General features: G+C 54.7%; 14 protein-coding genes. 8 read left to right on the top strand and 6 right to left on the bottom strand.

What is annotated here, in order from left to right; genetic code table 11:
- Positions 1–35: 35 nt before the first annotated feature.
- The 5 genes from lldP to trmL all read left to right on the top strand — a co-directional run bounded on the left by lldP (position 36) and on the right by trmL (position 5,710).
- Positions 36–1,691, top strand: a complete 1,656-nt coding sequence (gene lldP / locus FDX04_RS00990) for an L-lactate permease (protein ID WP_042311606.1) — start codon at positions 36–38, stop codon at positions 1,689–1,691.
- Entirely contained in the window at positions 1,688–2,464 is a 777-nt protein-coding gene (gene lldR, locus FDX04_RS00985; RefSeq protein WP_042311604.1) for a transcriptional regulator LldR, read from the top strand. The genes lldP and lldR overlap by 4 nt, the downstream gene beginning before the upstream one ends.
- A complete protein-coding gene (gene lldD, locus FDX04_RS00980) occupies positions 2,461–3,651 on the top strand; it encodes an FMN-dependent L-lactate dehydrogenase LldD (protein WP_137361676.1) in 1,191 nt (396 codons plus the stop codon). Before lldR ends, lldD begins: the two co-directional genes overlap by 4 nt.
- 198 nt (positions 3,652–3,849) lie before the next feature.
- Complete coding sequence (locus FDX04_RS00975; RefSeq protein WP_137361677.1) at positions 3,850–5,190, top strand: aromatic acid/H+ symport family MFS transporter; 1,341 nt, start codon at positions 3,850–3,852, stop codon at positions 5,188–5,190.
- A 46-nt stretch (positions 5,191–5,236) separates the two neighbouring features.
- A complete protein-coding gene (gene trmL, locus FDX04_RS00970) occupies positions 5,237–5,710 on the top strand; it encodes a tRNA (uridine(34)/cytosine(34)/5-carboxymethylaminomethyluridine(34)-2'-O)-methyltransferase TrmL (RefSeq protein ID WP_003827329.1) in 474 nt (157 codons plus the stop codon).
- Positions 5,711–5,803: 93 nt separating this feature from the next.
- Here the strand turns inward: trmL and cysE are convergent, their stop codons facing one another.
- The 5 genes from cysE to FDX04_RS00945 form a co-directional block, all read right to left on the bottom strand.
- Positions 5,804–6,625 (bottom strand): serine O-acetyltransferase, encoded by an 822-nt coding sequence (gene cysE, locus FDX04_RS00965; protein WP_016154965.1) that lies wholly within the window; start codon positions 6,623–6,625, stop codon positions 5,804–5,806.
- 78 nt (positions 6,626–6,703) lie between these two features.
- Positions 6,704–7,723 (bottom strand): NAD(P)H-dependent glycerol-3-phosphate dehydrogenase, encoded by a 1,020-nt coding sequence (gene gpsA, locus FDX04_RS00960; protein ID WP_137365854.1) that lies wholly within the window; start codon positions 7,721–7,723, stop codon positions 6,704–6,706.
- Positions 7,723–8,190 carry a protein-export chaperone SecB gene (gene secB, locus FDX04_RS00955; protein ID WP_003024155.1) on the bottom strand — a complete coding sequence of 156 codons (468 nt, stop codon included), beginning with the start codon at positions 8,188–8,190 and terminating at the stop codon, positions 7,723–7,725. Before secB ends, gpsA begins: the two co-directional genes overlap by 1 nt.
- Positions 8,191–8,236: 46 nt before the next feature.
- The gene (gene grxC, locus FDX04_RS00950) at positions 8,237–8,488 is read right to left on the bottom strand and encodes a glutaredoxin 3 (RefSeq protein WP_003024152.1); all 252 of its coding nucleotides are present in this window, start codon (positions 8,486–8,488) and stop codon (positions 8,237–8,239) included.
- A 52-nt stretch (positions 8,489–8,540) separates the two neighbouring features.
- The gene (locus tag FDX04_RS00945; protein ID WP_003024148.1) at positions 8,541–8,972 is read right to left on the bottom strand and encodes a rhodanese-like domain-containing protein; all 432 of its coding nucleotides are present in this window, start codon (positions 8,970–8,972) and stop codon (positions 8,541–8,543) included.
- A gap of 249 nt (positions 8,973–9,221) precedes the next feature.
- Between FDX04_RS00945 and gpmM the strand changes: the two genes are divergently transcribed.
- From gpmM to FDX04_RS00930, 3 genes are read left to right on the top strand one after another with little or no spacing between them, the layout of a single operon-like run.
- Positions 9,222–10,766: a 2,3-bisphosphoglycerate-independent phosphoglycerate mutase gene (gpmM, locus tag FDX04_RS00940; RefSeq protein WP_137370341.1), complete on the top strand. Its 1,545-nt coding sequence runs from the start codon at positions 9,222–9,224 to the stop codon at positions 10,764–10,766.
- Between the two features lie 33 nt (positions 10,767–10,799).
- Complete coding sequence (gene envC / locus FDX04_RS00935; RefSeq protein ID WP_233639320.1) at positions 10,800–12,059, top strand: murein hydrolase activator EnvC; 1,260 nt, start codon at positions 10,800–10,802, stop codon at positions 12,057–12,059.
- A gap of 3 nt (positions 12,060–12,062) precedes the next feature.
- On the top strand, positions 12,063–12,983 hold the full coding sequence (locus FDX04_RS00930) for a divergent polysaccharide deacetylase family protein (protein ID WP_137370340.1): 921 nt from the start codon (positions 12,063–12,065) through the stop codon (positions 12,981–12,983).
- On the opposite strand, the gene FDX04_RS00925 is transcribed toward FDX04_RS00930, so the two are convergent.
- Positions 12,984–14,021 carry a glycosyltransferase gene (locus FDX04_RS00925; RefSeq protein ID WP_137361679.1) on the bottom strand — a complete coding sequence of 346 codons (1,038 nt, stop codon included), beginning with the start codon at positions 14,019–14,021 and terminating at the stop codon, positions 12,984–12,986.
- Positions 14,022–14,156: the final 135 nt, after the last annotated feature.

Raw genomic sequence — 14,156 nt, 5'->3', positions numbered from 1 at the left:
ATTTCATTATGTCTGAGGCCCCCAGGAGACCTGCAATGAATCTCTGGCAACAGAACTACGATCCAGCCGGTAACATCTGGCTTTCCAGTCTGATCGCATCGCTCCCAATCCTGTTCTTTTTCTTCGCCCTGATTAAGCTCAAGCTGAAAGGCTATGTTGCGGCGTCATGGACGGTGGTGATCGCTCTGGCTGTCGCCCTGTTGTTCTACAAAATGCCGGTCGATCACGCTCTGGCCTCGGTGGTATACGGCTTCTTTTATGGTTTGTGGCCGATTGCCTGGATAATCATCGCAGCAGTATTCGTTTATAAAATCTCGGTAAAAACCGGGCAGTTCGACATCATCCGTTCATCAATACTCTCCATTACCCCAGACCAGCGTCTGCAAATGCTGATCGTCGGTTTCTCCTTTGGAGCATTCCTTGAGGGGGCGGCAGGCTTTGGCGCACCGGTCGCCATTACCGCCGCGCTGCTGGTGGGTCTGGGCTTTAACCCGCTGTACGCGGCCGGGCTGTGCTTGATCGTGAATACCGCGCCAGTCGCCTTTGGCGCGATGGGTATTCCGATTCTGGTTGCTGGTCAGGTTACCGGACTGGACAGCTTCGAGATTGGCCAGATGGTCGGTCGCCAGCTGCCGTTCCTGACGATTATCGTGCTGTTCTGGATTATGGCGATTATGGATGGCTGGCGCGGCGTGAAAGAAACCTGGCCTGCGGTAATGGTCGCTGGCGGCTCGTTTGCTATCGCCCAGTATCTCAGCTCGAACTTTATCGGGCCGGAACTGCCGGACATCATCTCTTCGCTGGTCTCACTGGTGTGTCTGACGCTGTTCCTGAAACGCTGGCAGCCGGTACGTATCTTCCGCTTCGGCGATATGGGCGCTTCGCAGGTCGATATGGACCTGTCGCGCACCCGCTACACCGCAGGGCAAATCATCCGCGCCTGGTCCCCGTTCCTGTTCCTGACAGCCACCGTCACGCTGTGGAGCATACCGCCGTTTAAAGCGCTGTTTGCGCCGGGTGGCGCGATGTACCACTGGGTGGTCAATATTCCGGTTCCGTTCCTCGACAAGCTGGTAGCCCGCATGCCGCCGGTCGTACACGAAGCCACAGCCTACGCGGCGGTGTACAAATTTGACTGGTTCTCCGCGACCGGTACCGCGATTCTGTTTGCCGCCCTGCTGTCTATCGTCTGGCTGAAGATGAAGCCGTCCGCTGCCCTGCAGACCTTTGGTAACACGCTGAAAGATTTGGCGCTACCGATCTATTCCATCGGGATGGTGCTGGCATTCGCATTTATCTCTAACTACTCCGGGCTTTCATCAACCCTGGCACTGGCCCTGGCGCACACCGGTAGCGCGTTTACTTTCTTCTCGCCGTTCCTCGGCTGGCTGGGGGTATTCCTGACCGGGTCCGATACCTCATCTAACGCCCTGTTTGCCGCCCTGCAGGCCACCGCAGCTCAGCAAATCGGCGTTTCGGATGTGCTGATGGTGGCGGCAAATACCACCGGCGGCGTGACCGGCAAGATGATCTCTCCACAGTCTATCGCTATCGCCTGTGCGGCAGTGGGATTAGTGGGGAAAGAGTCTGATCTGTTCCGCTTTACCGTGAAACATAGCCTGATTTTCACCTGCATGGTGGGGGTGATTACCACCCTGCAGGCCTATGTCTTAACCTGGATGATTCCATGATTGTGATGCCCAGACGACTGTCAGACGAGGTCGCATCTCGTGTGCGGGCGCTGATTGAAGAACAGCAGTTGGAGGCGGGCATGAAGTTGCCCGCTGAGCGCCAGTTGGCCGTACAGCTCGGCGTGTCGCGCAACTCGCTGCGCGAGGCGTTAGCAAAGCTGGTGAGTGAAGGCGTGTTGATCAGCCGTCGCGGCGGCGGGACGTTTGTTCGCTGGCAGCATGAAGCCTGGTCTGAACAAAACATCGTTCAGCCGCTGAAAACCCTGCTGGCGGACGATCCTGATTACAGCTTCGATATTCTGGAAGCCCGCCACGCCATTGAAGCCAGTACCGCCTGGCACGCAGCCATGCGGGCCACCAGCGCCGACAAAGAGAAGATCAGACTCTGTTTCGAGGCTACGCAAAGCGAAGATCCGGATCTCGCTTCGCAAGCGGACGTGCGCTTTCATCTCGCCATTGCGGAAGCCTCGCATAACGTGGTGCTGTTACAGACCATGCGCGGTTTCTTCGACGTATTGCAGTCTTCGGTAAAACAGAGCCGCCAACGTATGTATCTTGTGCCGCCCGTATTTTCACAGCTTACAGAACAACATCAGGCCGTGCTGGACGCCATTGTCGCCGGTGATGCTGATGGCGCGCGTAAGGCAATGATGGCGCACCTCAGCTTTGTCCACACCACGATTAAACAATTTGATGAAGATCAGGCCCGCCAGGCGCGTATCACCCGCCTGCCCGGTGACCCTGGTGAGAATAGCAGGGAGAACAACACATGATTATTTCAGCAGCCAGCGACTATCGCGCCGCAGCCCAACGTATTTTGCCCCCTTTCTTGTTCCACTACATTGACGGCGGCGCGTATGCAGAGCGCACTCTGCGCCGCAACGTCGAAGACCTGTCGGAAGTGGCGCTGCGCCAGCGTGTGCTGAAGAATATGTCCGATCTGAGCCTCGAGACAAAACTGTTCAACGAAACGCTCTCCATGCCCGTGGCCCTCGCGCCTGTCGGCCTGTGCGGAATGTATGCGCGCCGGGGAGAAGTGCAAGCCGCCGCTGCCGCTGACGCCAAAGGCATTCCGTTCACGCTTTCTACCGTTTCCGTATGTCCAATTGAAGAAGTCGCGCCGACCATCAGGCGCCCAATGTGGTTCCAGTTATATGTTCTGCGCGATCGTGGCTTTATGCGCAACGCGCTGGAGCGCGCCAAAGCGGCGGGCTGCTCTACGTTGGTCTTTACCGTCGATATGCCAACACCTGGCGCACGCTACCGTGACGCCCATTCCGGAATGAGCGGTCCCAACGCCGCGCTGCGTCGTTACTGGCAAGCGGTTACCCATCCGCAGTGGGCATGGGACGTGGGCCTGAACGGTCGCCCACATGATTTAGGCAATATCTCAACCTACCTTGGCAAACCTACCGGCCTTGAGGATTACATTGGCTGGCTGGCGAATAACTTCGATCCGTCGATTTCGTGGAAAGACCTTGAGTGGATCCGCGAGTTCTGGGATGGCCCGATGGTGATCAAAGGGATCCTCGATCCGGAAGATGCCCGCGATGCCGTCCGTTTCGGCGCGGATGGCATTGTCGTCTCTAACCACGGTGGCCGCCAGTTAGATGGCGTGCTGTCTTCTGCTCGCGCGCTGCCCGCCATTGCCGATGCGGTGAAAGGCGATATCACCATTCTGGCAGACAGCGGGATCCGTAACGGTCTGGACGTTGTGCGCATGATTGCACTGGGTGCGGATAGCGTGCTGCTGGGGCGTGCTTATCTGTACGCACTTGCAACCCACGGCCAGGCCGGGGTGGCGAACCTACTGAACTTAATTGAGAAAGAGATGAAGGTGGCGATGACCCTGACCGGTGCGAAATCGATTAACGAAATCAGCCGCGATTCGCTGGTACAGGAGCTGGGTCAGAATCTGCCTGCTGCATTAGCGCCTCTGGCCCAGGGTAGCGCTGCGTAACACTCTCCCCCCGTAAAATCGCGTTTTCTGCATGGTCGGCCTGTTCTCAGCCCGGCCATTTTTTATGCAAAAATAACGACCAGTTAACATTTACAACCAATATATTTGACAACTTTTTATCCACCTGCCAAATGTATATACAAGCTAATACAAGAGCGATTTATACAGATAACAACCATCATAACTGGCGAGGGTGACATGGCTTATTCCGGTAAAGTGAATATCCAGCAGGCGATAGACGACAGTCCTTTTTCACGCTTTCATTGGGTGATTATTGTCCTGGGCTTTCTGGTGTTAGCCATTGACGGCTTCGATACCGCGGCGATGGGTTATATTGCGCCCACGCTCTCTGCCGACTGGGGCATCCAGAAGCAGGATCTCGGGCCTGTTTTAAGCGCCGCATTATTGGGTCTCTCATTTGGCGCATTATTAGCCGGACCGATTTCCGATCGGATGGGCCGTAAGCGCGTTCTGGTCTTTTCCTGTTTGTTCTTTGGTCTCGCCAGTCTCGGCACCGCCTATGCACAGACGCTGAATATGTTAACGTTCTGGCGCTTTCTCACCGGGCTTGGACTCGGCGCGGCAATGCCTAATGCCATTACCCTTGTGTCAGAATTTGCGCCCAAACGCTGCCGTTCGATGGCAATAAACACCATGTATTGCGGCTTTCCGTTAGGGGCTGCGGGCGGTGGCGTCATCTCCTCCTGGCTGATCCCCAATTATGGTTGGCACAGCGTGCTGCTCGCTGGCGCAATCGCCCCGCTGACGCTCACTGTGCTGTTAGTGCTGTTCCTACCGGAGTCGGTTAAGTATTTGGTCCACCGTGGTAAAAGCGTTGCGCAGGTGAAACGTATTGCCCAACGCTTTATGTCGGGCAGTCTGGAACAGGTCACCCAGTTTTATCTGGATGAAGACAAGGTTACGGTCAAAAAAGGCAGCGTGGCGCAATTGTTCAGTATGCCCTGGCTGCCGGGCACGCTGATGCTGTGGATGACCTACTTTATGGGGCTGGTTATCTATTACGTACTGCTGAGCTGGATGCCAACCCTGATGTTGGGCATGGGCTATCCACTGGCGGAATCGGCCTGGTTAACTTCGCTGTTTACCTTCGGCGGTACGGCCGGGATCCTGCTGGCCGGTTGGTTAATGGATCGCTGGGAAGCACATAAAGTGGTATCACTCGGCTTTATTCTGACGATGCTGTTTGCCCTCGCCCTCGGATTTGAGCATAACCATATCATCCTGTTCGGCGCACTGATTTTCCTGATGGGGATTACCATGAACGGTGCGCAGTCCGGGCTACAGACGCTGGCCGCGACGTTCTATCCTACCCACTGCCGCGCGACGGGTATTGCGTGGATGCAGGGAGTGGGCCGATTCGGCGGCGTGGCCGGAACGATGATGAGCGCCCAGCTGCTTTCCCTGCAATGGCAGGCTGATAGTATCTTAATGTTCCTTAGCCTTCCCGCGCTGCTCGCTGCTGCGGCGACAATTTACAAACTGCAACGCTATAAACCGCACGCGCTGACCGTCGCATAGTACCCGCTCTTTCTGCTATTCTGCCCCCCGTTATTAAGGGGGCAGTATGCTTAACATCGTTTTATTCGAACCAGAAATCCCGCCAAATACCGGCAATATTATCCGTCTTTGCGCCAATACCGGCTTTCGTCTGCATATTATTGAGCCGATGGGCTTTACCTGGGACGACAAGCGCCTGCGTCGTGCGGGGCTGGATTATCATGAATTTACCGCCGTGCTGCGCCACCCTGATTACGCCGCCTTCGTCGCCGCAGAAAACCCGCAGCGTCTGTTTGCCCTGACCACCAAAGGTACGCCAGCGCACAGCGCGGTAAGTTATCAGGATGGGGATTATCTTATGTTTGGCCCGGAAACACGCGGTCTGCCAGCCAGTATCCTCGACGCTCTGCCGGCCGAGCAAAAAATTCGTATTCCGATGATGCCGGACAGTCGTAGCATGAACCTGTCAAATGCGGTGTCGGTGGTGGTGTATGAGGCCTGGCGCCAGTTGGGATATCCTGGCGCGGTATTACGGTCATAAAAGAATTCAATGCCGGATGGCGGCTACGCCTTATCCGGCCTACAAATACCACGTAGGCCCGGTAAACGCAGCGCCACCGTGCATGGCTCGAAATCAGATGCCATCGCCGTATTCGAAAGTATGATGTATCCCGTTGAAATGCTGATCCATATCCATAGACGGCTTATCGCTGTCAGGCTTGCCGACGATACGTGCCGGAACGCCTGCGGCGGTAGTGTGCGGCGGTACGGGTTGTAAAACAACGGAACCCGCGCCAATCTTCGCGCCGCGCCCGACTTCAATGTTGCCGAGAATTTTCGCGCCCGCGCCAATCATCACCCCTTCACGAATTTTTGGATGACGATCGCCGCCCGCTTTACCAGTCCCGCCAAGCGTGACGGATTGCAAAATAGAGACATCGTTTTCAATTACAGCGGTTTCACCCACCACAATACCGGTGGCGTGATCGAGCATAATCCCACGGCCAATTTTTGCCGCCGGATGAATATCTACCTGGAAAGAAACAGATACCTGATTTTGCAGGAAGATTGCCAGCGCCTGACGCCCCTGATGCCATAGCCAGTGGCCGATGCGGTAGGCCTGAAGCGCATGAAAGCCCTTCAGATACAGAAGTGGGGTGGAATATTTGTCGACGGCCGGGTCGCGCGTGCGTACCGCCTGGATATCACAAGCCGCCGAAGCAATCATTTCAGGATCGGCCGCATATGCCTCTTCCACGACTTCGCGAATCGCAATGGCAGGCATGATTGGAGACGCGAGCTTATTCGCCAGCATATAGCTCAGCGCGCTGCCGAGGTTTTCATGCTTGAGCAGCGTTGCGTGGTAAAAACTGGCCAGCATAGGCTCACATTCCGCCAGTGCCCGGGCTTCCGCTTTAATGTTTTTCCAGACGATATCCAGTTCTTCACACGGCATTGCGTACTCCAGAAGGTAGCAAAACGACCGACCCGTTCTTCGCGGGTCGGGTCGTTATTATTCAACAGTTCCTTACAGCTAGTGGCGACTCAGCTCGTCCTTGCGCGCACGGCCTAATAACGTTAATGCTGCCTCGCGCGCGTTTTTTCCGCAATACAATACTTGATAAATTTCCTCGGTTATTGGCATCTCAACACCAAAACGGTGCGCCAATTCACGAACTTCTTTCGTATTGCGGTAGCCTTCCACCACCTGACCAATCTTGTCCTGCGCACCCTGCACGTCCATCCCCTGGCCGAGCATCATGCCAAATCGACGGTTGCGCGACTGGTTGTCGGTACAGGTCAGCACCAGATCGCCTAAACCCGCCATCCCCATAAAGGTGGCAGGATCGGCACCCAGCGCCGCGCCAAGACGCGACATTTCGGTCAGTCCACGGGTGATCAATGCGGTTCGCGCATTTGCGCCAAAACCGATGCCGTCAGACATCCCCGCACCAATCGCAATGACGTTTTTCACCGCGCCACCAAGCTGCACGCCAATGAAATCCGGGTTGCTATAAACGCGGAAGCTTTTGCCGCAGTGCAGCAACTGCTGGAGATCGTCAGCGAAAGTATCGTCCGTTGAGGCCAGAGAAATCGCCGTCGGCATACCCGCCGCCAGCTCTTTGGCAAACGTCGGGCCTGAGATGACCGCCAATGGAATCGCATCTCCCAGCGCTTCACGCGCCACATCCTGCAGCAGGCGTCCCGTTTCTGCTTCCAGACCTTTTGTCGCCCAGACCAGACGCGCATCAGGACGCATTAGCGGTTTGATGTTACGCAGCACTTCGCCAAAGACGTGGCTCGGCACCACCACCAGAATATTACGGCTGGCGGCCAGCGCAGTGGCTAAATCACTTTCCAGGCGCAGCGTGTCGGGAAAAGGCACATCAGGGAGGAACGCGACGTTGCAGCGATCGTGCTCAAGGGTCGCGATATGTTTTGGATCATGGCCCCACAGCACAACCTGATGGCCATTTCTTGCCAGGGTAATAGCAAGAGCGGTGCCGTACGAGCCGGCACCAATCACAGTCATTGAAGCATTACTTTGGTTCATCAGGCATCCTGATGTTCTTCAGTACCTTCGCCAGCCTGCTGCTGTAAATAGTTCATGAACAGCGCATCAAAGTTGACCGGCGCAAGGTTCAGTTGCGGGAACGTACCGCGTGAAACCAGGCTAGTGATGCATTCGCGGGCATACGGGAACAGAATGTTCGGGCAGTATGCGCCCAGGCAATGCGCCATCTGAGTCCCTTCGATACCACTGATGGAGAAAATACCGCCCTGCTGAACTTCACACAGGAACGCCGTTTCTTCGCCAAGAGAAGCCGTTACGGTGACACGCAGCACTACTTCATACACGTCATCTGCCAGTTGGGTAGATGCGGTATCAAGATCAAGTTTAACCTCTGGCTGCCAATCTTTCTGGAAAACATGCGGTGCATTTGGCGCTTCGAAAGATACATCCTTGGTATAGATACGTTGGATCTGGAAAGCCATTTCAGTGTTATTTTGTTCTGACATGTTTAGAAAACCCTTAGTGTTGTCCTTTAAATACTTTCAGTACGCCTTATCGCAGCAGGGGATCCAGTCCACCACGCGCATCCAACGCATACAAGTCGTCACAACCGCCAATGTGCTGTGCATCAATAAAAATCTGCGGAACCGTCGTACGGCCACTGCGTTTGATCATCTCTTCACGCTTTACGGCATCGCCGTCAATCGGAAGTTCCTGGAAACTCACACCCTTGCTGTTCAACAGCGCTTTTGCGCGATGGCAAAACGGGCAGGTTGCTTTGGTGTAGATCTCAATATTGGCCATGACTTATCTCCAGTGTTCTTTTTACCCTGCGGCATGAAAGAAGACGGGTAAATTACTTGCCGCGAACCAGTGGCAGATTCTCACCACTCCAGCCCGCTACGCCGTCTTTCAGTACGGATACCTGCTCAAAACCGGCTTTAATCAGCGCAGTTGCTGAATCCTGGCACTGCATGCCTGAACCATCAACCACAATCACAGGTTTGTTTTTGTGTTTTTCAAGTTCGCCAAAATTGTTGGCTTTGATTTCGCTCGGCAGCAGGTTAGTGGAGCCTGCGATATGGCCTTTGCGGAAGTCGTCGCGCTGGCGTAAATCCACAACAACGGCGTCTTCTTTGTTGATGAGACGTGTAGCTTCGCCGCGAGTAATCACCTTCACTTTTGAGGTCAGGCTCTTAAACGTGGTAAATAATACAGCCGCCAGTAACGCAATCCAGGCGATACTCAAGACAGGGTGGCGACTAACAAATTGCATAATTTCTTGCATGGGGGGTAACAACTCCCGACTCAGTGATTAAAAAAACCAAGAAAGGAGTATACCTGCGCGTTGGCGCAAATACAGCCAGAGCATGCATTGGATTGCATTTTTGCGGGGCGCTACGGAAAAAAAAATGTAAATCGGTGTTCCCCCTGGCACGCGATCCCCCATTATTTGATCTTCGGGGGCTACTTTATCGATTCAGCTGTAGTAAAATTACGCAATTATTTTTTATCTATTGAGTGTGAGGTTGTCGCAATGTCGGTTTCTAAAAAACCTATGGTACTGGTGATTCTGGATGGCTACGGCTATCGCGAAGACAGCCAGGATAACGCCATTTTTAGTGCTAAAACCCCGGTAATGGATGCACTGTGGGCAAAACGTCCGCATACCCTGATTGATGCGTCTGGTCTGGAAGTCGGCCTGCCCGATAGCCAGATGGGCAACTCCGAAGTGGGTCACGTCAACCTGGGCGCGGGCCGTATCGTGTATCAGGACCTTACCCGTCTGGATGTCGAAATCAAAGAACGTACTTTCTTCGCTAACCCGGTGCTGACCCACGCGGTCGACCAGGCAAAAAATGCCGGAAAAGCGGTACATATCATGGGTCTGCTCTCTGCTGGCGGCGTTCACAGCCACGAAGATCACATCATGGCGATGGTAGAACTGGCCGCTGAACGCGGTGCGGAAAAAATCTATCTGCACGCTTTCCTTGATGGTCGTGATACCCCGCCGCGCAGCGCTGAACATTCACTGCAGAAATTCGAAGAGAAATTTGCCGCGCTGGGCAAAGGTCGCGTAGCGTCCATCATCGGTCGTTACTACGCTATGGACCGCGACAACCGTTGGGATCGCGTAGAACAGGCTTACGATCTGATGACGCTGGCAAAGGGCGAGTTCCAGTTCGCTACGGCGGTTGAAGGCCTGCAGGCTGCTTATGCCCGCGACGAAAACGACGAATTCGTCAAAGCGACCGTGATCCGTGCCGAAGGTCAGGCAGATGCAGCTATGGAAGACGGCGATACGCTGATTTTCATGAACTTCCGTGCTGACCGTGCGCGTGAAATCACTCGCGCATTTGTTAACGCTGATTTCGACGGCTTCGCCCGTAAGAAAGTCGTTAACCTCAACTTTGTGATGCTGACCGAATACGCGGCAGACATCAAAACTGCGGTTGCTTACCCACCAGCATCTCTGGCCAACACCTTTGGCGAGTGGATGGCGAAGAACGAAAAAACGCAGCTGCGTATTTCAGAAACTGAAAAATATGCGCACGTAACCTTCTTCTTCAACGGCGGTGTAGAAGAGCCGTTCAAAGGCGAAGACCGTATTCTGATCAACTCGCCGAAAGTCGCTACCTACGATCTGCAGCCGGAAATGAGCTCTGCTGAACTGACCGAGAAGCTGGTTGCAGCGATTGAGAGTGGTAAATACGACACCATCATTTGTAACTACCCGAACGGCGACATGGTTGGCCACACCGGGGTGATGGAAGCAGCGGTTAAAGCGGTTGAAGCGCTGGACCATTGCGTTGAGCAGGTAGCAAAAGCCGTTGAATCCGTTGGTGGACAGCTGCTGATCACCGCAGACCACGGTAACGCAGAGCAAATGCGCGATCCGTCTACTGGCCAGGCGCATACCGCGCATACCAACCTGCCGGTTCCGCTGATTTATGTCGGTGGTAAAAACGTAAAAGCGGTCGAAGGCGGTAAACTTTCGGATATCGCCCCGACGATGCTGACGCTGATGGGTATGGAAATCCCGCAAGAGATGACTGGTAAGCCGCTGTTCATCGTGGAATAATCCCTCCCCATGAGGGGAAAGGCGATTAATACCATCACTCGGGCCGTGAAACTGCCAAAGTTTTCAGTCAGGCCCTTGTTCTACGCCAGCGCGCTTAGCGCTGGCGTATTGCTGTGCGCCTTTTCCGCCCACGCGGACGAACGCGATCAGCTCAAATCTATTCAGGCCGATATCGCGGCAAAAGAACGCGCGGTACGCCAACAGCAACAACAACGTTCCACTCTCCTCGCTCAGCTTAAAGCTCAGGAACAGGCTATTGCCGTCGCCGCAAGGCAACTGCGCGAAACACAAAACTCACTGGCACAGCTGAACGCACAAATCGCTGAGATGAACGCCGCGCTCGCGAAGCTGGAAAAGCAGCGGGCAGCGCAAGAGCGCAGCCTGGCAGCACAGTTAGATGCCGCGTTTCGCCAGGGTGAACACACCGGCATTCAGCTCATCCTCAGCGGCGAAGAAAGCCAGCGCGGACAGCGCCTGCAGGCCTATTTCGGCTACCTGAACCAGGCGCGGCAAGAAACTATCGCGCAGCTGAAACAAACCCGCGAAGAGGTCGACTCGCAAAAAGCCGAGCTGGAAGATAAGCAGAGCGAACAGCAGACCCTGCTGTACGAACAACGCGCTCAGCAGGCTAAGCTGGAGCAGGCGCGTAACGAACGCCAGAAAACACTGTCGGGTCTGGAATCATCAATTCAACAGGGCCAGCAGCAACTGGGCGAAATGCGCGCTAACGAATCCCGTCTGCGCAACAGCATTGCTCGCGCCGAAGCCGCGGCCAAAGCGCGCGCGGAACGTGAAGCGCGCGAGGCGCAGGCCGTACGTGATAAGCAGAAGGATGCGTCACGAAAAGGCTCGACCTACAAGCCGACCGAAAGCGAAAAATCACTGATGTCCCGTACCGGCGGTTTGGGTTCGCCGCGCGGCCAGGCATTCTGGCCCGTTCGTGGCCCAACGCTGCATCGTTATGGCGAACAACTGCAAGGTGAGCTACGTTGGAAGGGTATGGTTATTGGCGCATCCGAAGGCACCGAAGTTAAAGCCATTGCCGATGGTCGCGTCATTCTGGCGGACTGGTTGCAGGGCTATGGCCTGGTGGTGGTGGTTGAGCACGGTAAAGGCGATATGAGCCTGTACGGTTATAACCAGAGCGCGCTGGTCAGCGTCGGTACGCAGGTTCGCGCCGGGCAGCCTATTGCACTTGTGGGTAGCAGCGGCGGTCAGGGCAGGCCGGCACTCTATTTCGAAATTCGTCGCCAGGGTCAGGCGGTCAATCCACAGCCGTGGTTGGGAAGATAAGTTTTGCCTCAATTTCGTCTATTACTCTCTCTTGCCAGCGTGCTGGCCTTCGTAACACCTGTTTTTGCTGGCAAACTCGCCATCGTCATTGATGATTTCGGCTATCGCCCACAAACTGAAAACCAGGTGCTGGCGATGCCTTCCACCATCTCGGTTGCCGTTCTCCCTAATGCCCCACACGCGCGTGAAATGGCGATTAAAGCGCATAACAGCGGGCATGAAGTGTTAATCCATCTGCCGATGGCGCCGCTGAGCAAACAACCGTTAGAGAAAGATACTTTGCGCCCGGAAATGAGCAGCGAAGAGATTGAGCGCATTATTCGCGACGCGGTAAGTAAAGTGCCGAATGCCGTGGGGCTGAACAACCATATGGGCAGCGCAATGACTTCCAGCCTGTTTGGCATGCAGAAGGTGATGCAGGCGCTGGAGCGTTACGATCTCTACTTTCTGGACAGCATGACTATCGGCAACAGCCAGGCCATGCGCGCAGCGTCAGGAACCGGTGTGAAGGTCATCAAACGCAAAGTCTTCCTGGATGACACACAAAATGAAGCTGACATTCGTCGTCAGTTTACTCGCGCCGTCGATCTTGCACGCCGCAACGGCTCAGCAATCGCCATTGGCCACCCTCACCCTTCCACGGTGCGAGTGTTACAGCAGATGCTTTATAATCTGCCAGCCGATATTACGCTGGTTCGCCCGAGCAGTCTGCTCAATGAACCGCAGGTCGATACCTCCAGACCCAACCTCACGCCGCCGAATAACAGCGCACCACGTAATCCTTTCCGTGGTGTGAAATTGTGCAAACCGAAACAGCCGTTAGAACCCATTTACGCCAGTCGATTCTTCACCGTACTCGGTGAAAGCATCACCCAAAGCACGCTGGTGCAGTATATGCGCCTGCAGTGGCAGGGCTGGCAATAATCAGTCGTTAAGTTCCAGCGTTAAATGGGCCAGGCGGCGCGGCGTCAGTGATTTATCGCGCCACTGGCTAAAACGGATGGCCCACAGCAGCACCTGATAACCCAGCTTAACGCTGCAGATATTACTTACCATCCGTTTGAACATACCCGACACAAATACTTCAGCAATCATACGCTGGCGGATTTTTTCATCCGGCTCTTTACGTATGCAATGACAAACGCGTAGCGCTTCGTAAATCACCTGCTGTTTGAATTCCGGGTAAATGGGAATACGCCCGGCGTACTCGTGATTCATCTTGTCGAGCAGGCGGGTAATTTTGATGTAGTGGCGCTGATAGGCGAGGTTCTTCAGCCCGGTACGCGGCAGACGACTCACGGACGCGCCGTGCAGAAAGTATTTGTACAATGGAACTTCCGTGTAGCGCGCGCGTTTGGCGTTAAACATAAATTCCGTGGTCCAGATGATATCCTGGTGGTGCAGGCCAGACAGGAAGGTCAGCCCTGCGTCGCGGATCGTCTGATGACGGTATACGCCCATCCAGACGACATGCCGCCAGCGGCGGCTGGCTAACGCTTTTCTTAACCAGTCCGGTCCGGTCATCACGTCAGTAGAACGTATACGATCGGTAGGAATAGATGCCCATGTATGCCCCGTCTCCGCAATACACCAATCGGCATTGCACTGCGCCACATCCAGATTGTCCTGCAGCGCCATATTCATCAACGTTTCATACATTTCCGGATAAGCAATATCATCACCGTCAACATAAGCGATGTACTCGCCCCTGGCGACTTCCATGCCGGTATTACGCGCCGCTGAGACTCCCCCGTTCCGCTGATGCAGTAGATGAACATGCGGATAACGATCCGCATACGCCTGTGCGAGCTGCGCAGAGTTATCCGTAGAGCCATCATTAACAATGATGATCTCCAGATTTTTCCACGTTTGCGCAATCAGCGAATCCATACACGCAATGAATGGTTCACCCGTATTGTAAAGCGGCATAATGACGCTCAATAGGCCGGGGGTATAGGTCATATCAAATCCTGCCAAACAGTATAATTAACGGCAATTTCTAACATATTTAGCGGTAAATCTTCAGAGAAAATTTCTCAAAACTTTAGCGGAAAATGCGCCGGACGAGTGAGCGCAGCAAACAAAAAAATCCCCGGA

Source organism: Citrobacter sp. wls615, from assembly GCF_005281355.1.
Lineage (GTDB): Bacteria > Pseudomonadota > Gammaproteobacteria > Enterobacterales > Enterobacteriaceae > Citrobacter > Citrobacter werkmanii.
The sequence above is the reverse complement of the archived record's forward strand: the minus strand, read 5'-3'. Positions and strand labels throughout refer to the sequence as shown.